Genomic DNA, 20,746 nt, shown 5'->3' on the forward strand with positions numbered 1-20,746 from the left:
GGGTCGTGCTGCACTCCCCCTACGGCTCGCGCGTGCACGCCCCGTGGGCCCTGTGCATCGCCGCCCGCCTCCGCGCCCGGTTCGGGGTCGAGGTGCAGGCCATGCACGGGGACGACGGCATCGTGCTGCGCCTGCCGAACATCGAGGTCGACGATGTGGCCGGTTTCGACGCTGAACTCATCGAACTGGTCGTCCCGCCGGCCGACGACGTCGCCGAACTGGTGACGACGGAGGTCGGGGGCTCGGCGGTGTTCGCCGCACGGTTCCGCGAGTGCGCCGCCCGAGCGCTGCTCCTGCCTCGCCCCAACCCCACCCGACGCCAACCACTGTGGCAGCAGCGCCAACGCGCCTCCCAACTGTTGCAGGTCGCCGCCCAGTTCCCGGACTTCCCCATCACTTTGGAGGCGGTGCGCGAGTGCCTCCAGGACGTGTTCGACGTGCCCGCGCTGGTTGACCTCATGCGGGCCGTCGAATCCCGACGGATCGGCGTGACCGCCGTCGAGACCGCGCAGCCCTCGCCCTTCGCCCGGAATCTGCTGTTCGGGTACGTTGCCGAACACCTCTACGACGGTGACACCCCCTTGGCGGAGCGTCGGGCGGCCGCGTTGTCGCTCGACCCTGCGCTGCTCGACGAACTCCTCGGCCGCGACCAGGGGCTCTCGCTGCGTGACCTCCTCGACCCCGAGCAGGTCGCCCGCACCGAGAACGAACTGCAACACCTGACGGAGGGCCGTGCGGCTCGCGATGCCGAGGACGTCCTGGACCTCATTCGCGTGCTCGGACCGCTGCCGGCCGCCGAGGTGGCCCGCCGCTGCGTCCCCGAGGTGGCCGCGCGGGTCGAGGGGGTGCTCACCGACCTCGTGGACCGGCGGTTGGTCATCGCCGTGCATGTCGCCGAGCAGGAGCAGTACGTCGTCGTCGAGGACGCCTCGCGGGTGCGGGACGGCCTCGGTGCCGCGTTGCCCGTCGGCGTCGCGCAGGTGTTCCTCGAACCCGTGGCCGACCCGATGGCCGACCTCGTCGCCCGCCACGCCCGCACGCACGGTCCGTTCACCGCGACGATGATCAGCGGGCGGTTCGGGTTGAGTGTGCCCGTCGTGCAGGGGGTGCTCGCCAGGCTCGTGGCCGCCGGGACCGTCACCTCAGGTGAGCTCATCCCCCTCGAGGCCGGCGGTGGCCGCGAGAGCGAGTACTGCGACCTGGAGGTGCTGCGGCTGCTGCGTCGGCGCAGTCTGGCGGCGTTGCGGGCCGAGGTCGAACCGGTCACCACCGCCGACTACGCCCGGTTCCTGCCGGTGTGGCAGCACGTCGGCGAGCCGGTGCGCGGGTCAGAGGGGCTGCTGGTCGTTCTCGAACAGTTCGCCGGAGTCGTCGTGCCGGCCAGTGCGTTGGAGTCGTTGATCCTGCCCGCCCGGGTTCGCGGGTACTCCCCCGGCATGCTCGACGAGGTGCTGGCCAGCGGCGAGGTCGTCTGGCGCGGGCACGGCGCGTTGGCCGGGGACGACGGGTGGATCTCGCTGCACCCGACCGAGACCGCACACCTGACCCTGCCGCGGCCCACGGATCTGGCCGAGCTCTCGGAGCTGGCGCGGCAGATCTGGGCGGCGGTGCCCGACGACGCGGCGGTCTTCGCCAGGTCCCTCGCCGAGACGGTCATCGACCCCGATGCGACTGCGGCCTCCGCACCGTCCGAGGCCCAGGTCGCCGAAGCCATCTGGGAGCTGGTGTGGGCCGGGCACCTGACCGCCGACACGCTGGGCCCGCTGCGCACCCGGCTCGCGGGCAGCCACACGACCCACCGCCGCCCGACCGGACCGCGCTCCGCTCGTCTCGGCCGTTTGGGCCGGGTGCCGTTGGGCGGGCCGGGCTCGGTCGCGGCCGCCGCTCGCGCGGCCCGGGTGGCCTCGCAGGGGTTGCGTGAGGTCTCGGGGCGCTGGTCCCGCCTGCCAGAGGTTGAGACGGACCCGACCGTGCGGGCCTGGGCGGCCGCCGAGGTGTTGCTCGACCGGTACGGCGTGCTGACGCGCGGCCCGGTGACTATGGAGGAGGTGCCGGGCGGGTTCGCCGCGATCCACAAGGTGCTCACCGCGGCCGAGGAGGCCGGGCGGGTCCGGCGCGGGTATTTCATCGAGTCGCTCGGCGGATCGCAGTTCGGCTCGACCGGCTCGATCGACCGCCTGCGGTCCCTGTCTCGCCTCCCGGCTCCAGAGGCGGACCGCGACCCGTGGCAGGTCGGTCCCGCCGAAGTTCCCACGGCCACGGTGCTCGCCGCCTGCGACCCGGCCAACCCGTACGGCGCCGGCCTGGAGTGGCCCGACGTCGCCGAGTCCGTCGGGCACCGTCCGGGGCGCAAGGCCGGAGCCCTCGTCGCGCTCGTCGACGGTTCACTCGTGCTGTTCCTCGAGCGCGGCGGTCGCACCGCGCTGACCTTCACCAGCGATCGCGCGCACCTGACCGCGGCCGCCACCGCGCTCACCGAACTGGTCTCGGCCGGGCGGCTGAGCGGGCTGACGATCGAGCGCATCGACGGGCAGGGCGTGCTGGGCGCCGAATCCGCGCTCGGTGGGGTGCTCCAGGAGGCGGGGTTCCACCTGACTCCGCGCGGGCTGCGACTGCGGGGGTGAGCGGTGCCTGAGGCCGACACCGTCTGGCGCGTGGCACAGCGCCTCAACACCGTGCTCGCCGGGCAGCCCCTGCGGCTGGTCGAGCTGCGCTGGCCGACGGCCGCGGACATCGACCTGACCGGCCGCTCGACGCTGGAGGTCACCCGCCGCGCCAAGCACATCCTTCACCGCATCGAGGGCGGCTGGACGCTGCGCACCCACCTGGGGCTGGACGGCATGTGGCAGGTGTGGCGGCCCACCGACATGACGCCAACGTCGTGGCACAACCCGGAGACGCGTGCCGTGCTCGGGACCGACGACTGGCTGTGTCTGGGACAGCGACTGCGGATGGTCGACGTCTGGCGCACGTCGAGCGAGGGTGAGAAGTTGGCCCACCTCGGGCCCGACATTCTCGCCCCCGACTGGAACGCCGACGTCGCCGCGTCGGCGGCGGCCGCCCTGTCCGCCCACGGCGACACCATCGGTGCCGCGATGCTCGATCAGCGGCCCATGTCCGGGGTGGGCACGTTGTGGTCCGCGGAGGTGCTGTTCGCGTATCGCACACACCCGTGGCTGGCCGCCCGCGATGTCGATCCAGAACTCGTCACGGAGATGGTCGATTGGTTGCGCGTGATGATGCTGCGCTCCGTCGAGCACCCGGTGCCATCGGTGACCGGATCGCAACGGCGCGGCGAACGCACATACGTCCACGCCCGCTCGGGTCACCCCTGCCGCCGCTGCGGAACCATCGTGCGCGTTCAGGGCATCGGGCCGCCGACCCGGCAGCGTCCCATGTTCTACTGCCCGACCTGCCAAGGCGGTCTCGCCCCGGGCGACCGTGGGGGGCGCCTGGGACCACTCGGCAGCCGGGGTCGGTGACCCGTCGGGCTCAGGCGGCGGAGGCGGCCTGCACGACGGGTTCACGCACCGGCAGGGTGGTGACCGTCTCGGCGGAGGCCGCGTGCTCGGTGACGACCTCGAGCAGTTCACTCAGGCGCAGGCCGAGGGCACGACACACGGAGGCGATCAGTTCGGACGAGGCCTCCTTCTCACCGCGTTCGATCTCACTGAGGTAGCCCAGCGACACCGACGCATCGGCCGACACCTCACGCAGCGTGCGGCCCAACTCACGGCGGCGGGCCCGCAGGGCGCTGCCGATCTCCTGGCGCAGCAGAACCATGTCGCTCCCTCCTCAGCTCGCTCTGAAGTCAGAACACCACGGTATCCCGTGGTTCCGACAACCGCAGCCATCGACATGGCCGTGACGTGAACAACGCTCCGTCGCTCGTCCCTCTTCCCGGGCGTCGGCTTGGGCCGCCCCACCCGTGGGACCTACCACGCCACCTTCCGACCGACGACGTCCCGCGGGCGTCGCCCGACGACGGATCAGTCACCCACGACCGTGGAGGCCGTCCTCTACGAGGTCGAGGACGGCCTCCACGGTCGCGGCGCGGATCTGCGCGCGGTCACCGTGCAGAGCCAACGGCCGCACGTCCTCCCCCAAGGCCCCCGACACCGCCACGAACACCGTCCCCACCGGCTGCCCGTCCTGCTCGCTCGGACCGGCCACCCCGGTGGTCGCCACCCCGACGTCGGCGCCGAGCACCCGCGCCGCGCCGGCCGCCATCTGCGCCGCGACCTCGGGGTCAACCGCACCGCGCTCCGCCAACAACACTCGGTCGACGCCCAACACAGTGGCCTTGATCTCCGTGGCATAGGCGACGACCCCGCCGCGCAGCACCGCCGACGCCCCCGGCACATCGGCGATCCGCGCCGCGACCAACCCCGCGGTCAGGGATTCGCCCGTCGCGATCGTCAATCCCGCGGCGGTCAACCGCGCCACGACGTCGGCGGCGCTCACGAGCCGCCCCGACTGGCACGACGCTCCGCCGTGCGGGCGCTGCCGGCCACCAATTGCCGCGCCTTGATGACGTAGTCCACCCCGGTCACGACGGTGACCAGCACGGCCGCGATGAGCACGATCCACGCGATGGCGACCCACACTCCCGACAGCGGCAGGGTCCACAGCGGCATCGTGAACAGCGTCAGGCTGACCGCCTGGAGCACGGTCTTGAGCTTGCCCCCGCGCCCGGCCGGCATGACGCCGTGTCTGATGACGACGAAGCGGAGCGCGGTGATCCCCCATTCGCGCACGAGCACGATGATCGTCAGCACCCACGGGATGTCGCCGATGATCGACAGGCCGATGAAGCCCATGCCGGTCAACGCCTTGTCGGCGATGGGATCGGCGATCTTGCCGAAGTTCGTCACGAGCCCGCGGCTGCGCGCCAGGTCACCGTCGATCTTGTCGGTGGCCATGGCGACGACGAACACCACGAACGCCCACCACCGCAGGGTCGCGTCCTCACCACCGTGGGTCAGCAGTAGCCACCCGTAGACGGGGACGAGGATGATCCGCAGGACCGTCAGCGCGTTCGGCAGGTTCCACGGGCTCGGTTCGGGGCTCTGCGCCGGCCCGGGCGCAGCGCTCACCGCACCTCACCGACCAGGTCGATGCCCTCACTGTCGACGAATCGCACGTCGACGTAGTCGCCGACCTTCAGAGCGGCGGTGACGTCGGCGGCGCCCGTGACGTACGTGACTCCGTCAACCTCGGGGCCCTGATGCGCGGCGCGCCCGACGGCCCGGCCGTCCTCGTCGAACTCCTCGATGAGCACCCGCGCGTCCTGCCCGACCCGGTCGGCGGCGCGTTGGGCGCTGAGTTCCTCGACGAGGTCGGTGAGTCGCTGCACGCGCGCGGCAATCGTCGCGTCGTCGACCTTGCCGTCGAGGGTCTCACCCTCGGTGCCGTCCTCATCGGAGTACCCGAACACGCCCACGACGTCGAGGCGCGCGCGGGTGAGAAAGTCCTCGAGCACGGCGACGTCGGCGTCGGTTTCACCGGGGAATCCGACGATGACGTTGGCGCGCAGGCCGGCCTGGGGCACGAGGGTGCGCACCCGCTGGATGAGGTCCAGGAACGATTCGGCGTCACCGAACCGACGCATGCGACGCAGCAGCGGCCCGGAGGCGTGCTGGAACGAGATGTCGAACCACGGCACGACCTTCTCGGTCGCGGCCATGGCCTCGAGCAGGCCGGGTCGGATCTCCGCGGGCTGGAGGTAGGACACCCGCACCCATTCGATCCCCTCGATCGCGGCCAACTCCGGCAGCAGGGTCTGCAGCAGGTCGAGGTCGCCGAGGTCCTTGCCGTAGGACGTCGAGTTCTCCGAGACGAGGAACAGTTCGGTCACGCCCTGCTGGGCGAGCCAGCGCGCCTCGGCGACGATGTCGGTCGGGCGGCGGGAGATGAACGAGCCGCGGAACATCGGGATGGCGCAGAACGCGCAGCGCCGGTCGCACCCGGAGGCGATCTTCAGCGGCGCCCACGGGCGACCATCGAGCCGGGCCCGCGTCACGCGCGTCGCCACGACGCTCCCGGTCTCGGTCGGATCGCCGTTGACGACCGGAGCGCCGTGACTGGCCGGATCGCCGTGGCCGGGCACCACGACGGATCCGGCCCCCGCTTGGCGCTCGATCGGCGACAACGGCAGGCGGGTGCGCCGGTCACCGGGGGCGTGAACCTCGGGCTTGCCGCCGTCGAGCACGGTGCGCAGGTGGGTGGACATGTCGGCGTACGAGTCGAAACCCAGGACCGCATCGGCCTCGGGCAGTTCGGCGGCCAGTTCGGAGCCGTAGCGCTCGGCCAGGCAGCCCACCGCGACGACAGCTTGGGTGCGGCCGTTCTCCTTGAGGTCGGCGGCCTCGAGGACGGTGTCGATGGAGTCCTTCTTCGCCTGGGCGATGAACCCGCACGTGTTGATGACGGCGACGTCGGCCTGCGCCGCGTCGTCGACGAGCAGCCATCCCTCGGCGGAGAGTCGGCCCGCCAACTCCTCGGAGTCGACCTCGTTGCGGGTACAGCCGAGGGTGACGAGGGCGACGCTACGGGGGGTGTCAGGCATGGGGTCAGCCTAGTGTGCCCGCGCCGGCCCCCCGGGATGCTCGTAGGCTGGGCCGGTGACTGCCGCCGCGCCGTGGGTGCTCCCCCAACTGCTCATCGTCATCGTGCTCGTCGTCAGCGGCGTCGCGAAACTGCGTGAATCCGTCTCGACGGCCAGTGCGTTCGCCCAACTCCAGCTGCCAGGGTTCCTCCGGACGCTCCGCGCTCCGCGCCTGCTGCCGTGGGGTGAACTGGCCCTCGCCGCGCTCCTGCTCGTCGTGCCGCGGCCGTGGGCGTGGCTGCCGGCCGCGGCGGGGCTCGTGCTCATGCTCACCTATCTGGGAATCATCGTGCGCGCGCTGCGTTTCCCGTACCCGGTCACGTGCAACTGCTTCGGCCGGCTCGGGTTGGGGCTGGTCGAGGCGAAGACCGCGTGGCGCAACGCGCTGCTCAGCGCCATCGCGGCCGTGTCGGTGTACACCGCGTGGCGGCAGGGCTCGGTCGTGCAGCAGCTCATCGCGGCCCCCGCCGCGGTCTGGTGGTGGCTCCTCGGAATCGCCGTCACGGTACTCCTGACGTGGTTCGTCGTCGGTGGCTCGGGCACGCGCATCGTGCACGTGCCGGCGGCCCCGGCCGCCGACGGCGCGCTCGACGACGCCGATTACCTGCGCACGCCCACGCCGCTGACCACCGTTGTCGACGCCCAGGGCATCCCGCAGTCCATTCGCACGTTGGCGCGGCGCGAGGCGCACCTGTTGATCTTCCTCAGCCCCACGTGCGGGGCGTGCGAGGTTGTCGCCGAGGCCATGCCGCGATGGGCCGAGCGGCTCGGGCCGGTGCGCCTGCGGGCCGTGTTCTACGTGCCGCTCGACACCCTGCCCGACGAACCGATGTGGAATGCCCTCACGGCCGATGCCCTCCACGACAAGGACGGAGCCCTCTCCGATGCGTTCGGTGGCCTGGCCACCCCCAGTGCCGTGCTGCTCGGCACCGATGACCTGCTGGCCGGTGGGCCGATCACGGGCAATGGTGATGTCGTGGAGTTCGTCGAGGACGTCATCGGTCAGATCCACGAGGCCGAATAGCCGCTGCGCGGACGATGCCCGACGAGTCGGTCACCGACCGGTGAGCTGCCAGGCGTCCTCGTCCGGATCGTCGTCGACGGGGATGTCGGTGCCGATCGGGTCCTCCGCGTAGCGGTCGTACGGCACCGGCTGCGTGTCGCGCTGCCCCTCGGTCTGCAGTCCCCGCTGCGCCAGCGTGTGGGCGTCGCCGTCCAGGGGCGTACCGGGGTCGCCGGTGACGTCGTCGCCACCGTCGGCCGGCACGTCCTCGCCACGCAGCAGCGCCAGCGTTGTCGGCAGGTCGTCCGGGCGCACCAGCACGTCACGCGCCTTCGAGCCCTCCGACGGCCCGACCACGCCACGCGACTCCAGCAGGTCCATGAGGCGCCCGGCCTTGGCGAACCCGACGCGCAACTTGCGCTGCAGCATCGACGTCGACCCGAACTGGCTGGTGACGATGAGCTCGGTCGCCTGCAGCAGCAGTTCGAGGTCGTCGCCGATGTCCTCGTCGATCTGCTTCTTGGGCGCCTCGACGACGACGTCCTCGCGGTAGGTCGGCTGGAGCTGGGTCTTGACGCTTTCGACGACCTCGTGGATCTCGGTCTCGGTCACCCAGGCGCCCTGCACGCGCATCGGCTTGGACTTGCCCATCGGCAGGAACAGCGCGTCACCCTGGCCGAGCAGCTTCTCGGCGCCGGGCTGGTCGAGCACGACCCGCGAGTCGGCCAGCGACGACGTCGCGAACGCCATCCGGCTGGGCACGTTGGCCTTGATCAGACCCGTGACGACGTCGACGGAGGGACGCTGGGTCGCGAGCACGAGGTGGATGCCGGCGGCGCGGGCGAGCTGGGTGATGCGCACGATCGACTCCTCGACGTCGCGCGGCGCGACCATCATCAGGTCGGCGAGCTCGTCGACGATGACGAGCAGGTACGGGTAGGGGTGGATCTCCCGTTCGCTGCCCGGCAGCGGCTGTACCTTGCCGGCGCGCACCGCCTTGTTGAAGTCGTCGACGTGCTTGTACCCGAAGTGGGCGAGGTCGTCGTAGCGCATGTCCATCTCGCGCACGACCCACTGCAGCGCCTCAGCGGCCTTCTTCGGGTTCGTGATGATCGGGGTGATCAGGTGCGGGATGCCGTCGTAGGCGGTCAGCTCCACCCGCTTGGGGTCGACGAGCACCATGCGCACCTCGTCGGGGGTCGAGCGCATGAGGATCGACGTGATCATCGAGTTGACGAAGCTGGACTTACCCGAGCCGGTGGCACCGGCCACGAGCAGGTGCGGCATCTTGGCCAGGTTGGCGATGACGTAGCCGCCCTCGACGTCCTTGCCGACACCCATGACCATGGGGTGGTCGTTGCCGCGCGCGACCTGGCTGCGCAGCACGTCACCGAGGCAGACCATCTCCTTGTCGGCGTTGGGGATCTCGATACCGATGGCCGACTTGCCCGGGATCGGGCTGAGGATGCGCACATCGGCCGAGGCCACCGCGTAGGCGATGTTCTTCGACAGCGAGATGACCTTCTCGACCTTGACGCCGGGCCCGAGCTCGACGACGTAGCGCGTCACCGTCGGGCCACGGTGGAAGCCGGTGACCTGGGCGTCGATGTTGAACTCGTCGAGCACGGCGGTGAGGGCCTCGACGACGCGGTCGTTGGCCTCCGAGCGCTCCTTGTGCGGCGCTCCCGGCTTGAGGATCGACGAGTCGGGGAGGGTGTAGGTCACGTCGCCGGCGAGGGCGAGTTGCTCCACGCGAGGCGGCAGTTGCGTCGTCGGCGGGGGTTCGAGAACGGGCTTTTCGGAGGACGGTGCAAGCACCCCGGGCGCGGTGGGTCGCTTCTCCCCGGGGCGGGGTCCGGCAGCGCGCTGCAGCGCGAGTTCCTCGGTGACCTCCATCGCCGAACGGCCCGGGTTGGTCTCAGGCTCCTCGGTGGATGTGGCCGCCGCCGAGCGTTTGGCCTTGTCACCCGACGCGCCCTCGACGGTCGCGGCCTGGTCGTAGGCGATGTCGTGGGCGCGCTGGTCCTTGAGCACGTCGGCGTCATCGACGTCGCCGTTGCCCCTGCGACCGCGTCGACGTTGACGCTTGACCGCCTGGGCCGGAGCGTCGTCGCCCGCGGCGTCCGCGTGCGCGTCACCGAGGTCGTCGGTCTCCTCCGGGTCGGGCAGGCCGAACAGTCGGCGGCGGAAGGCCAGGAACCGCTGGGGAACCTGGTTGACGGGCGTGCCGGTGAGCACGAGCAGGCCGAAGATGCCCAGCAGCGCGAGCAGCGGGACGGCGCCCCAGACCGTCACCGCCGTGACGAGCGGGTCGGCCGCGAGGAAGCCGAGGATGCCGCCGGCGCCGCGCATCGCCTCCGGTCCCTCGGGCGGGGTGGGCAGCCCGTGGCGGATGTGCGTCAGGCCGGTCAGGGCCAGGGTGAGGAACGCCGTGCCGAACCCGAGCCGAGCGTCGGCGGCGTCATCGGGATCGCTCTGGCGGAAGAACGTTGCTCCGAGCAGGATGAGCACGATCGGCAGGGCGTAGGCGAACTGGCCGACCGTGCCGGCCGCGACGGCGTGCACGGCCTCACCGAATCGGCCGGGCAGGCCCCACCACTCGCGGGCGGCCACGACGATGCCGGCCGCGATGAGGACCATGCCCCACCCGTCGCGGCGGTGCTCGCGAGGGATGTTGTCGGCCGAGGCGCTGATCCTGCGGACCGCTCCGCCCGTGGCGCTGGCCAAGCCCGAGGCGGCCCGCCCCACGGCGCTCCCGCTGTGGTGCGTCGAGGCGCCCTTGGCCTTCGTCGACCGCCCCTTCGCGTTGCTGGTGGAGGCACTGGCCCGCGGCGACCGACTCGCGGGTCGGGTGGACCCACGGGCGCCGGTGCGCGGGCGCGACGAACTGTCAGGGCGGTTGGCCATGCCAGCCAGACTAGTCGTTCGTCACACCTGCCCCGGGGAGCACACGCGGCACGGGAGTCTCACCGAGCCGCGTGACCCTCTCGTCAGGCTTCGATGACCACCGGGATGATCATCGGCCGGCGGCGGATCTTGCCGCCGACCCAGGAGCCGATGGCCCGGCGCATGATCTGCTGCAACTGCTGCGGATCGGTCGTGCCCTTGCCCAGCGCCGCCTCGAGGGCCTCGACGAGGCGGGGTCGCACCTGGTCGAAGATCTGCTGGTCCTCGGCAAAACCGCGAGCGGTGATCTCCGGGCCGGCGATGATCTTGCCGTCCGCTGCATCGATGACCGCGACCACGGTGATGAAGCCCTCGTCACGCAGGATCTGCCGATCCTTGAGCACGTCACCGCCATCGCCGATCCGCGACCCGTCGACGTAGACGAACCCACACGGCACGGCTCCGACGATGCGGGCCCGACCGTCGATGAGGTCGACGACGACACCGTCCTCGGCGAGCACGACGTTGTCCTCCGGCACCCCGGTGTCGATGGCCAACTGGGCGTTGGCGACGAGGTGACGCCATTCGCCATGCACCGGCATGACCGAACTGGGCTGGACGATGTTGTAGCAGTACAGCAACTCGCCGGCCGCGGCGTGACCGGAGACGTGCACCTTGGCGTTGCCCTTGTGCACGACGTCGGCACCGAGGCGCATCAGGCCGTTGATGACCCGGTAGACCGCGTGCTCGTTGCCGGGGATGAGCGACGACGCGAGGAGCACCGTGTCGCCCGGGCCGATCTCGATCTGGTGGTCGCGGTTGGCCATGCGCGACAACGCGGCCATCGGCTCACCCTGCGAACCGGTGCACATGAGCACGACCTTGTGGTCGGGCAGTTGGTCGAGCTTCTTGAGGTCGACGAGCACGCCGGGCGGCACGTGGAGGTACCCCAAGTCCGCCGCGATCCCCATGTTGCGCACCATCGAGCGCCCGACCAGGGCCACCTTGCGACCGGCCGCGGCGGCGGCGTTGAGCACCTGCTGCACGCGGTGGACGTGACTGGCGAAGGAGGCCACGATGATCCGTCGCTCGGCGTCGCGGAAGACCTTGTCGATCGCCGGGGCGATGTCCTTCTCCAGCGGCGTGAAGCCGGGCACCTCGGCGTTGGTCGAGTCGGTCATGAACAGGTCCACGCCCTCCTCACCGAGCCGGGCGAAAGCACGCAGGTCGGTCAGGCGACCGTCGAGGGGCAACTGGTCCATCTTGAAGTCGCCGGTGTGCAGGATCGTGCCACCGTCGGTGCGGATCGCCACGGCCAGTGCGTCGGGGATGGAGTGGTTGACGGCGACGAACTCGCAGTCGAAGACGCCGAACGACTCCTCTTGGCCCTCGGTGACCGACATCGTGTAGGGCTTGAGCCGGTGTTCCTTGCACTTGGCCTCGACCAGCGCGAGCGTCAACTGTGATCCGATGAGCGGCAGGTCCGGCTTGAGCTTGAGCAGGTACGGGACGGCGCCGATGTGATCCTCGTGGCCGTGGGTGAGGATGACGGCCTGGACGTCGTTGAGGCGGTCCTTGATGTAGCTGAAGTCGGGCAGGATCAGGTCGATGCCCGGCTGAGAGTCGTCGGGGAAGAGCACGCCACAGTCGACGATGAGCAACTGCCCCTGGTGCTCGATGACGGCCATGTTGCGGCCGACCTCGCCGAGTCCGCCGAGCGCGACGATCCGGACAGCACCGTCGGCCAGCGGCGGCGGCGTGGTGAGTTCGGGATGCGGGTGGCTCACAGCAGACCCGCCTGCGTCAGGCCGGCTTCGAGCACCTCGAGGTGCTCTGGTGGCCCCTCCACCAGCGGCAACCGGACGGTCGCGTGCTCGATGATGCCCAGGCGCGTGAGTGCGGCCTTGGCCATGATCGCGCCCTGGCTCGTCGTCATGATCGCGTTGACCGCGGGGATGAGGCGGGTGTGGACCTCGCGGGCGGCCTGGAGGTCGCCGGCGTCGACGGCGTCGAGCATCGACCGGTAGCGGTTGCCGGCGACGTGGCCGACCACCGAGACGATGCCGACCGCGCCCTGGGCGAGGTGGGCGAGGTTGACCTCGTCGGCCCCGGAGTACCAGAGCAAGTCGGTGGCGGCCATGACCTCGCTGGCGGCCCACAGGTCACCCTTGGCGTCCTTGACAGCGACGATGTTGGGGTGGGCGGCGAGCTCGATGAGGGTCTGGGTGGCAAACGGGATCCCCGTGCGGCCGGGGATGTCGTAGAGCAGCACCGGGAGGTCGGTGGTGTCGGCCACGGCGCGGCAGTGGGCGATGAGCCCGGGCTGGGTCGGCTTGTTGTAGTACGGCGAGACGAGCAGCAGTCCGTCGGCGCCGGCCTCGCGGGCGCGGGTGGCCATCTCGACGCTGTGCGCGGTGTTGTTCGACCCGACTCCGGCAACGACCTTGGCCCGACCGGAGGTCTGCTTCGCCACGAGCGCGACCATGTCGATGCTCTCGTCGGAGGTCAGGGTGGCCGACTCCCCCGTGGTGCCATTGACGACGATCCCGTCGTGACCGGTGGTCAGGAGGTGCTCGACCAGTGAGGCGACACCGTCCCGATCGATGGCTCCGTCAGGGGTCATGGGGGTCACCATGGCCGTCAGAACGCGGCCGAACGGGGTTTCAGACATGAGCCCAACGGTATCCCCTCGACACAAGGTAGCGTCGACGCCGTGCGCCAGTACCTCGACCTCCTCGATCACGTGATGACCAACGGACGCGACAAGTCCGACCGAACCGGCACCGGCACCCGCTCGGTCTTCGGCCACCAGATGCGCTTCGACCTCTCCGCGGGTTTCCCCGTTCTGACGACGAAGAAACTGCACCTGCGCTCGATCATCGGCGAGTTGCTGTGGTTCCTGCGCGGCGACACGAACGTCGCGTGGTTGCACGAGCGCAACATCTCCATCTGGGACGAGTGGGCCGACGATAACGGCGACCTCGGCCCGATCTACGGCCACCAGTGGCGCTCCTGGCCCACGCCCAGCGGCGAGTCGATCGATCAGATCACCAAGGTCATCGAGTCGATCCGCACCAACCCGGACAGCCGGCGGCACATCGTCTCGGCCTGGAACGTCGCCGACGTCGATGACATGGCCCTGCCGCCGTGCCACACGATGTTCCAGTTCTACGTCACGCCCGGCGTGGACGGTGCCCGCGGGAAGCTGAGCTGCCAGCTCTACCAGCGCAGTGCCGACATCTTCCTCGGCGTGCCGTTCAACATCGCGGCGTACGCCCTGCTGACGATGCTCGTCGCGCAGCAGACCGACCTCGAACCCGGCGAGTTCGTGCACACCTTCGGCGACGCGCACATCTACTCCAACCACTTCGACCAGGTGCGCGAGCAGTTGACCCGCACGCCGAAGCCGCTGCCGACCATGCGGATCACCCCGCGCGTGTCGATCGACGCCTACGACCTCGGCGACTTCGACCTGGTCGGGTACGAGGCGGACCCGACCATCAAGGCCCCCGTCGCGGTGTGACATCGCGGCGCGAACTCGGCTCGTGAAACGGAGAACGACATGACGACGATCACCCTGCTGGCCGCGGTCGCGCGCAACGGCGTCATCGGCGACGGCACGACGATGCCTTGGCACCTCCCCGAGGACCTGCGCCATTTCAAGGAGACGACGATGGGGCATGCCATCGTCATGGGCCGGCGCACGTTCGAGTCGATCGGCCGCGCCCTGCCGGGCCGACACACCGTCGTCATCACCCGCAACACCGCGTGGCACCACGCCGATGTCGAGGTCGCACACTCGCTCGGCGAGGCCCTGATGCTGGCCGGGTCGGGTGAGGAGGTCTTCGTCGTCGGTGGCGGAGAGGTGTACCGCGAGGCGATGCCGATGGCGCACCGGTTGAACATCACGCAGGTCGATCTCGAACCCGAGGGCTCGGTGACGTTCCCGGCGATCGACGGAGCAGTGTGGCGCGAGATCTCGCGCCGGCCCGGCGAGTCCGTCGAGGGCCCGGGTGTGGAGTTCGTGCTGTACGAGCGTCGGTAGCCCCGCTTCATTCTCGCCAGATCAACCACATCGCTTCATTTATGGCTTCTTCAGTGAAGAAATTTGCTTCATTTTTTAGATATGCAGCGATAACATGAATCCATGTCACCCAGCACCGGGGGTCCCGTCGCCACGCTGATCGGCGATGTGGTCCGCTCACGCGAGCACGACGACCGCGAGGCCCTGCACGACCGACTCGTCGCGGCGATCGAGCACGTCAACGCCGAGGTGCGCCCCACCCGCCCGTTGCACATCGTGCTCGGAGACGAGTACCAGGGCACCTTCGCCACGGTGGGGCAGGCGCTCCACGCGGCCATGACGCTGCGCCTGCACCTCGCACCGGGCATCGACGTGCGCCATGGTGTGGGGTGGGGTCCGGTCACCCAACTCGACGACGCCACCAGCGACGGGCCCGGGTGGTGGGCGGCCCGCCGGGCGATCACCGAGGTGCACGACGACGAGGAGAAGGCCGCGTTGCGCCTGACCCGAACGGCGTACGCCGCAGCCGAAGGTGACGACGGAGCCGGCGGCCCGACCGTGGAAGCCGTCAACGCGGCGCTCCGTTGTCAGGACCATCTGCTGGGATCGTGTGATGAACGGTCCGTGCGCATCCTCCGCCGGTTGATGACGGGCGAGGCCCAGGTGCGCATCGCGGCGGCGGAGGGCATCTCGCCCTCGGCCGTCTCGCAGCGCATCCGCAGCGATGGGCTGGCCGTCATCGCCCTGTCCCACGACCTGCTCAGGAGTGCGTCATGACCATCCTCGACCACCTGTCATGGGTGTCGGTCCTCGTGGCGACCGCGGTGGGCCTGGTCTGCGTCGCGCTCGGCGGTGTGGTCACCACCGGGGTGTTCCGACTGGTCGACCGCGACGCCGGCGGTCATGCCCTGACGGGCGCCGGTGACCTGCTGCGCGGGGGCACGTGGGTCGGCGCGCTCGAACGGATCGCCGTGTTCACGACGCTCCTGCTGGGGTGGCCCGAGGGCATCGCCGTGGTGTTGGCGATCAAGGGGCTCGGGCGCTACGCCGACCTCAAGTCCCCGAACGGAGCCGCGGGCGAGCGATTCATCATCGGCACGTTCACGAGCCTACTGACGGCGTGCCTGGGTGCCGGAGTGGCGCTATGGCTCGCCGCGGTGGTGACCCCCTGACACGGCCGGCCGTACGACGCTCCGCCGCGCTCAGGCCGAGTGGTGGACGGTGTGGAAGACCTCGTGGTGCACCCGCTGCGCCGGCACCCGGTGACGCTGCAACCAGCCGGTGACCGCGTCGACCAGACCCTCCGGACCGCACAGCCACCAGTCGTCGACATCGGCGACGGGCGCGATGCCCTCGATGAGCGCGTCGAGCAGGTCGGGTTCGATCCGGCCCAGGAGGACATCCTCGCTGGCCTCCTGCGAGTGCACCGGGATGATGCGCAGCCGGGGGGTGTACTGCTCCGCCATCGCGGACAGTTCGGCATCGAACATCGCTGCCGCCCGGCTCCGTGTGCCGTACAGGACGGTGAAGCGAGAGGTCGGCTCGGCCGCCAGAGCCGTCGTGATGATGGAGAGCACGGGGGTGATCCCCGAGCCGCCGGCGACGGCGACATGGAGGCGCTCGGTCTCGGGCGCCGGGGTGTAGGTGAACTCCCCCATCGGGGCGAGCACGTCGATGACGTCGCCGGGTGCGACCTGCGTGTTCAGCCACGTCGACATGCGGCCACCGGGGACCAGCGCCACGCCGATCCGCAGGGCCTGCTCGCGCTGGGCGCGCTCCGGGGACCAGGTGATGGAGTAGGACTGCCGGACGCGCTCACCGTCGATCGTCGCCGAGAGCGTCACGTGCTGCCCGGCGGTGAACTCGAGGAACTCCGCACTCCAGTCGTCGGGCACGTCGAAGGTGATCGCGACCGCCGCCTCGGCGACCTGCTCGACCGCACGCACCGTCAGCGGCCGGAACCTCGGCCGCGCGTGATGCACAGGTGACAGGAGTGACACGAGGTCAGAGTAACCATGGCCGGGCCCGGTGCGCTGACGCCACGCGCGATCGGAGCACCGTGGGCGACGGTGGGTAGAGTCGGCACGTGCCGATCCTCCGCAGCCTCAATGACCGTGTCTCCGTCATCACCATCGACCGACCCGAGCGCCGCAACGCGCTCAACCTCGACCTGCTCAACGACGTGCACGACGCCGTCGTGGGCTCGCTCGACGACGGGGCGCGCGCGATCGTCATCACCGGTTCGGGGGGTCACTTCTGCGCCGGCGCCGACCTCAAGGAGCTCGAGGACGTGTCGTTCACCGAGCGACTCGCCGAGGTGCTGGAGCACTTCGCGTCCGTGCCGGTGACGACCATCGCCGCCATCGAGGGCTCCTGCATGGGCCTGGGCATGCAGCTGGCCGTCGGGTGTGACCTGCGCGTCGTCGCGGACTCGGCGAAGTTCGCGGTGCCGGTCTCGAAGCTCGGGCTCATGGTCAACCACTGGACGATCGACCGTCTGACCCGCTTCTGGGGTGAGGGTGCCGCACGGCACATGGTGCTCACCGCCGAGGTGCTCACCGCCGACGATGCCTGGCGTCTCGGGTTCGCGCAGAAGCGCGGCACGCTCGAGGATGCGATAGCGCTGGCGGCGCGGGCCGTGCCGCTGGCGCCGTTGAGCCAGAGCGGGTCCAAGGTCGGGTTCGACCACCACGCGCTGCCGGAGGACATCAGTGCCTACGAGGCGGCGTTCCACCGGGCCTGGGCGAGTGAGGACCTCGCCGAGGGGCAGCGGGCGTTCGGCGAGCGACGCACGCCGGAGTTCAACGGCCGATGAGCGATTCGCACGGTCACTCGGGGCACGGTCACGCGGGGCACGATCACGCGGGGCACGATCACGCGGGGCACGATCACGCAGGGCACGACGGTCACGGTCACGGGCATGTCGCCGGTCCGGTGCCGGATGCGAGTGTGCGCCGGGCACGCGTCAACGACGCTCCGGCAGTCGGTCTGGTGCAGTCGGAGGTGTGGCGCGACAGCTACGCCGAGATCGTCCCGGCCGAAGTGCTCGCAACCTTCGAGCCGCAGGCGTTCGCCGGTCCGTGGCGTGAATCGCTGAGCAACCCGCCGGAGGGTGTCTGGACGCTGCTCGTGGCGTGCCTGGGCCAGCAGGTCGTCGGGTTCGTCGCGGTCGGTCCCAGCCAGGACCCCGACGCCGACGAGTTGGCCGGTGAGATCACGACGATCGCGGTGCATCCGGCGGCGCGTCGGCAGGGGCACGGCTCGCGGCTGCTCAACGCGGCCGTGGACATCCTGCGCGAGGCGGGGGCGACGAGCCTGGGCGTGTGGGCGCTGACGACGCAGGAGGACGTGCAGTCCTTCCTGCGCAGCAGTGGCATCCAGCCCGACGGCGCCTACCGCGATCGGGTGGTCTCGCCCGCGGGTGACACCGTGCGCGAGGTGCGGCTGACCGCACGGTTGGTCGACGACGCTCCCGCTGGCTGACGCGACCCCGTCGTGGTGAACGAATTGACCGTCGAGCGGGTCCTGACGCTGGTCGAGTTGGTGCCGCCCGGCCGGGTCGTGGCCTACGGTGACCTCGGTGCCATCGTGGGGATCGGACCCCGGCAGGTCGGCGCGTTCATGGCGCACTACACCGGCGGTCTGCCGTGGTGGCGGGTGACGAACGCCGCCGGGGATCTGCCCGCGCCGCTGCTCGAGCGGGCGCGGCCGCACTGGACCGATGAGGGGATCCTCGTCAAGCCGAACGGTCGGGGGTGCCGCATCAGCCGTTACCGCGCGGATCTGGCGGCGTTGGCCGCGGAGTACGAGAGCCGGATCGCCGCGACCCTGGCCGAGTTGGGGACTCCGCTGCCGCGAACGAGCGCCCCAGCGGGCCGTGCGCTGGCCCAGGTGGGCGTCACCACCGTCGAGGAGCTCTCCGAGCACCACCGCGCCGAGGTCGCCGCGCTGCACGGGATGGGCCCGAAGGCGCTGGGCATCCTGGACCAGGCCCTCGCCGCCGCCGACCTCACCTGGCGCCCCTGACAGGGCAAGGGCCCCGCACCGTCCTCACTTTCGTGCGATAACCGCAACGTTTGTGAGGACCGCGACAGCCTCCAGTCCATGTCCACAAGGACGAGCCAACGGTGGTGCCTGTCCACAGGGCGGCGGTGGTGGCTGTTCGGCGCCGCGGCGGCCGCCACAGAATGCGGTCCATGGAACGCATCCAGAGAACTGCTGTTGCTGAACGGTTGGCGCGAGATCACGGCGGTGTGGTTCACCGGAAGAATCTGCGCGCTCACGGTGTGTCGCGATTCGATGTCCGGTCCGAGATCCTGGCTGGCCGCTGGGCTCGTTGGGGAATCCACACCGTGCGGATCCTCGCCGTGACAGCCGAGCCAGTCGCACACCACTGGCGCGCCGTTTGGGAGTCCGGTCCGAGAGCGGTTCTCGACGGGCCGGCAGCCCTGGTGGCGCAGGGCATGAAGGGGTTCGAACCGAGCACGATCGATATCAGCCTGCCGAGATCGGCCTCGGTCCGACAGTTGGAGGGAGTGACCACCCACCAGCGACGGCAACTTGAGCGGCTCATAGCCGCTGGCGTGCCCAGGATCGCGCCGGAGTGGGCGACGATTCATGCGGCAGAGTGGGCGGTAACGGATCGACAAGCTGCCCTGCTGATTTGCCTGCCTGTGCAGCAACGGCTGGTTCCGCCGCAGCGCCTGCTGACCGTGTGGCGCACGGTCGCCCGATCACGGCGTCGCGAAGTTCTCGACCACATCATCGCTGACGTCTGCGACGGTGCACACTCGCTGGGTGAACTGGAGTTCGCCACGTGGTGCCGCCGGTATCGCCTGCCCGTTCCATCACGACAGAGCGTGAAGACCGGCCCCTCCGGCAGGGTCTACCTTGACGTTGAGTGGAAAGGGCTGGTCGTGGAGATCGATGGCGGGCACCACCTCTTGGGCCTCAACCCCACCGATGACGCCTTGCGCGCCAACGAGTTGGTCCTCGGCACATCCCGCGTCCTGCGGATCCCGCTGTTGGGGCTGCGACTTGAGCCCGGACGCTTCATGGACCAAGTCGCTCGCGGTCTGAGGCTTTCGCCGGCCGAGGCAGCCTGACCGGGGTCAGGGTCCTCACAACCGTTGCGGTATCTGCACGAAAGTGAGGACCCCGGCGGGGAGCCCAGGCCTCAGAGGCCGAGGAAGTGCTCCAGGCCGACGGTGACGCCGGGGTGGTCTGCCACCGCGCGCACGCCGGCGACGACACCGGGCATGAACGACACGCGATCGAACGAGTCGTGGCGGATCGTCAGCATCTCGCCCTCGGCCCCGAAGAGCACCTCCTGGTGTGCCACCAGCCCACGCAATCGCACCGCATGCGTCGGCACCCCGTGCACCCGCGCGCCGCGAGCCCCGTCCGGATCCTGCGTCGTCGCATCCGGCACCGGTCCCAGGCCAGCCGCCTCACGCGCCGCTCCGATGAGGTCTGCCGTGCGCGCCGCCGTGCCCGAGGGTGCGTCCACCTTGTTCGGGTGGTGCAGCTCGATGACCTCGACGGACTCGTAGAACCGCGCAGCCTGCTCGGCGAACTTCATCATGAGGATCGCGCCGATGGCAAAGTTCGGCGCGATGAGCACCCCGACGCCGGGCTGCGCCGCCACCTGCTCGCGCAGCACCGCCAAGCGCTCCTCGTTCCACCCGGTGGTACCCACGACGACATGCACCCCGCGCGACACGCAGTGGGCGACATTGGTCGGTGACGCATCCGGCACCGAGAACTCGACGACGACATCGGCCCCACCGAGGTCACCCAACTCGTCTCCGACATCGAACCGGCCCACGAGCTCGAGCCCATCGGCAGCCTCAACCGCGTCACACACCGTGGCACCCATTCGGCCGGCCGCACCGATCACCGCAACCTTCGTCGTCATGGCGTCAGCCTAGTCACGCGGCGCCGGCGATCCACGCCCACACACAATGATACGTATGTACGACTCGTTAACCGTTGCATCCTTTGTCGTTCACCTTTTGTTCACTTTCTGCTACGGTGGAGTTAACGAAAGAAGGAGGTGCGCACAATGAAGGCCACCAACATGAAGTTCCGCCAGAAGGCGGCGCAGACCCGTCTGCGCCCGCAGTGCCACTGGGTCACAGTGCCGACCCACGACGGCGGAGTTCGGCTGGAGATGCGCTGGACCCTCGGCTCTCCGCAGTCTCACCGCCGCGCCGCCTGACCTGAT

At 70.2% G+C, this 20,746-nt stretch carries 21 protein-coding genes; 12 read left to right on the forward strand and 9 right to left on the reverse strand.

The genetic code is table 11. The annotated features are described in order from the left end of the window. Both KD1_RS03855 and KD1_RS03860 read left to right on the forward strand, forming a co-directional pair. On the forward strand, positions 1-2,624 hold a 2,624-nt coding region (locus KD1_RS03855; protein WP_174521091.1), incomplete at its 5' end, for a DNA glycosylase AlkZ-like family protein. Between the two features lie 3 nt (positions 2,625-2,627). Then, on the forward strand, positions 2,628-3,482 hold the full coding sequence (locus KD1_RS03860) for a DNA-formamidopyrimidine glycosylase family protein (RefSeq protein ID WP_068397806.1): 855 nt from the start codon (positions 2,628-2,630) through the stop codon (positions 3,480-3,482). Between the two features lie 10 nt (positions 3,483-3,492). Here KD1_RS03860 and KD1_RS03865 read toward each other — a convergent pair whose 3' ends face one another. The 4 genes from KD1_RS03865 to rimO all read right to left on the reverse strand — a co-directional run bounded on the left by KD1_RS03865 (position 3,493) and on the right by rimO (position 6,568). Next, positions 3,493-3,783, reverse strand: a complete 291-nt coding sequence (locus KD1_RS03865; protein ID WP_068397809.1) for a helix-turn-helix domain-containing protein — start codon at positions 3,781-3,783, stop codon at positions 3,493-3,495. A 210-nt stretch (positions 3,784-3,993) separates the two neighbouring features. Next, positions 3,994-4,464: a CinA family protein gene (locus KD1_RS17150; protein WP_068397812.1), complete on the reverse strand. Its 471-nt coding sequence runs from the start codon at positions 4,462-4,464 to the stop codon at positions 3,994-3,996. Then, entirely contained in the window at positions 4,461-5,096 is a 636-nt protein-coding gene (gene pgsA / locus KD1_RS17155; protein ID WP_068397815.1) for a CDP-diacylglycerol--glycerol-3-phosphate 3-phosphatidyltransferase, read from the reverse strand. Before pgsA ends, KD1_RS17150 begins: the two co-directional genes overlap by 4 nt. Next, positions 5,093-6,568 (reverse strand): 30S ribosomal protein S12 methylthiotransferase RimO, encoded by a 1,476-nt coding sequence (gene rimO, locus KD1_RS03880; protein WP_068397819.1) that lies wholly within the window; start codon positions 6,566-6,568, stop codon positions 5,093-5,095. The genes pgsA and rimO overlap by 4 nt, the downstream gene beginning before the upstream one ends. A 55-nt stretch (positions 6,569-6,623) precedes the next feature. On the opposite strand from rimO, the gene KD1_RS03885 reads away from it, so the two are divergent. Next, positions 6,624-7,631, forward strand: coding sequence for a MauE/DoxX family redox-associated membrane protein (locus KD1_RS03885; protein ID WP_068397822.1), 1,008 nt, complete (start codon positions 6,624-6,626; stop codon positions 7,629-7,631). A 30-nt stretch (positions 7,632-7,661) separates the two neighbouring features. On the opposite strand, the gene KD1_RS03890 is transcribed toward KD1_RS03885, so the two are convergent. The 3 genes from KD1_RS03890 to dapA all read right to left on the reverse strand — a co-directional run bounded on the left by KD1_RS03890 (position 7,662) and on the right by dapA (position 13,167). Then, complete coding sequence (locus KD1_RS03890; protein WP_068397825.1) at positions 7,662-10,517, reverse strand: FtsK/SpoIIIE family DNA translocase; 2,856 nt, start codon at positions 10,515-10,517, stop codon at positions 7,662-7,664. 83 nt (positions 10,518-10,600) lie between these two features. Beyond that, positions 10,601-12,283, reverse strand: coding sequence for a ribonuclease J (locus KD1_RS03895; RefSeq protein WP_068397828.1), 1,683 nt, complete (start codon positions 12,281-12,283; stop codon positions 10,601-10,603). After that, entirely contained in the window at positions 12,280-13,167 is an 888-nt protein-coding gene (gene dapA / locus KD1_RS03900) for a 4-hydroxy-tetrahydrodipicolinate synthase (protein ID WP_068397831.1), read from the reverse strand. The genes KD1_RS03895 and dapA overlap by 4 nt, the downstream gene beginning before the upstream one ends. 42 nt (positions 13,168-13,209) lie before the next feature. Here dapA and KD1_RS03905 point away from each other — a divergent pair, with 42 nt between their 5' ends. The 4 genes from KD1_RS03905 (at position 13,210) to KD1_RS03920 (ending at position 15,692) form a co-directional block, all read left to right on the forward strand. After that, positions 13,210-14,019: a thymidylate synthase gene (locus KD1_RS03905; RefSeq protein WP_068397834.1), complete on the forward strand. Its 810-nt coding sequence runs from the start codon at positions 13,210-13,212 to the stop codon at positions 14,017-14,019. A 39-nt stretch (positions 14,020-14,058) separates the two neighbouring features. Continuing rightward, positions 14,059-14,541 carry a dihydrofolate reductase gene (locus KD1_RS03910; protein ID WP_068397837.1) on the forward strand — a complete coding sequence of 161 codons (483 nt, stop codon included), beginning with the start codon at positions 14,059-14,061 and terminating at the stop codon, positions 14,539-14,541. A 102-nt stretch (positions 14,542-14,643) separates the two neighbouring features. Continuing rightward, positions 14,644-15,297, forward strand: coding sequence for a SatD family protein (locus KD1_RS03915; RefSeq protein ID WP_068397840.1), 654 nt, complete (start codon positions 14,644-14,646; stop codon positions 15,295-15,297). After that, positions 15,294-15,692 carry a hypothetical protein gene (locus KD1_RS03920; protein ID WP_068397843.1) on the forward strand — a complete coding sequence of 133 codons (399 nt, stop codon included), beginning with the start codon at positions 15,294-15,296 and terminating at the stop codon, positions 15,690-15,692. Before KD1_RS03915 ends, KD1_RS03920 begins: the two co-directional genes overlap by 4 nt. A gap of 30 nt (positions 15,693-15,722) precedes the next feature. Here the strand turns inward: KD1_RS03920 and KD1_RS03925 are convergent, their stop codons facing one another. Then, entirely contained in the window at positions 15,723-16,520 is a 798-nt protein-coding gene (locus KD1_RS03925) for an FAD-binding oxidoreductase (RefSeq protein WP_083542036.1), read from the reverse strand. An 86-nt stretch (positions 16,521-16,606) separates the two neighbouring features. Here KD1_RS03925 and KD1_RS03930 point away from each other — a divergent pair, with 86 nt between their 5' ends. The 4 genes from KD1_RS03930 (at position 16,607) to KD1_RS03945 (ending at position 19,625) form a co-directional block, all read left to right on the forward strand. After that, positions 16,607-17,335 carry an enoyl-CoA hydratase gene (locus tag KD1_RS03930; RefSeq protein ID WP_068397848.1) on the forward strand — a complete coding sequence of 243 codons (729 nt, stop codon included), beginning with the start codon at positions 16,607-16,609 and terminating at the stop codon, positions 17,333-17,335. Continuing rightward, positions 17,332-18,003 (forward strand): GNAT family N-acetyltransferase, encoded by a 672-nt coding sequence (locus KD1_RS03935; protein ID WP_083542038.1) that lies wholly within the window; start codon positions 17,332-17,334, stop codon positions 18,001-18,003. The genes KD1_RS03930 and KD1_RS03935 overlap by 4 nt, the downstream gene beginning before the upstream one ends. Before the next feature lie 24 nt (positions 18,004-18,027). After that, entirely contained in the window at positions 18,028-18,546 is a 519-nt protein-coding gene (locus KD1_RS17560; protein ID WP_306307006.1) for an MGMT family protein, read from the forward strand. A gap of 170 nt (positions 18,547-18,716) precedes the next feature. Further along, a complete protein-coding gene (locus KD1_RS03945) occupies positions 18,717-19,625 on the forward strand; it encodes a PDDEXK family nuclease (protein WP_245627267.1) in 909 nt (302 codons plus the stop codon). A 71-nt stretch (positions 19,626-19,696) separates the two neighbouring features. Here the strand turns inward: KD1_RS03945 and dapB are convergent, their stop codons facing one another. Beyond that, positions 19,697-20,437, reverse strand: coding sequence for a 4-hydroxy-tetrahydrodipicolinate reductase (gene dapB / locus KD1_RS03950; protein WP_068397851.1), 741 nt, complete (start codon positions 20,435-20,437; stop codon positions 19,697-19,699). 147 nt (positions 20,438-20,584) lie between these two features. Here dapB and KD1_RS16485 point away from each other — a divergent pair, with 147 nt between their 5' ends. Continuing rightward, entirely contained in the window at positions 20,585-20,740 is a 156-nt protein-coding gene (locus KD1_RS16485) for a hypothetical protein (protein ID WP_157073156.1), read from the forward strand. The last annotated feature ends 6 nt before the right edge of the window (positions 20,741-20,746 follow it).

This window comes from Kribbia dieselivorans NBRC 106261, from assembly GCF_001552435.1.
GTDB classification, from domain to species: Bacteria; Actinomycetota; Actinomycetes; order Actinomycetales; family Dermatophilaceae; genus Kribbia; species Kribbia dieselivorans.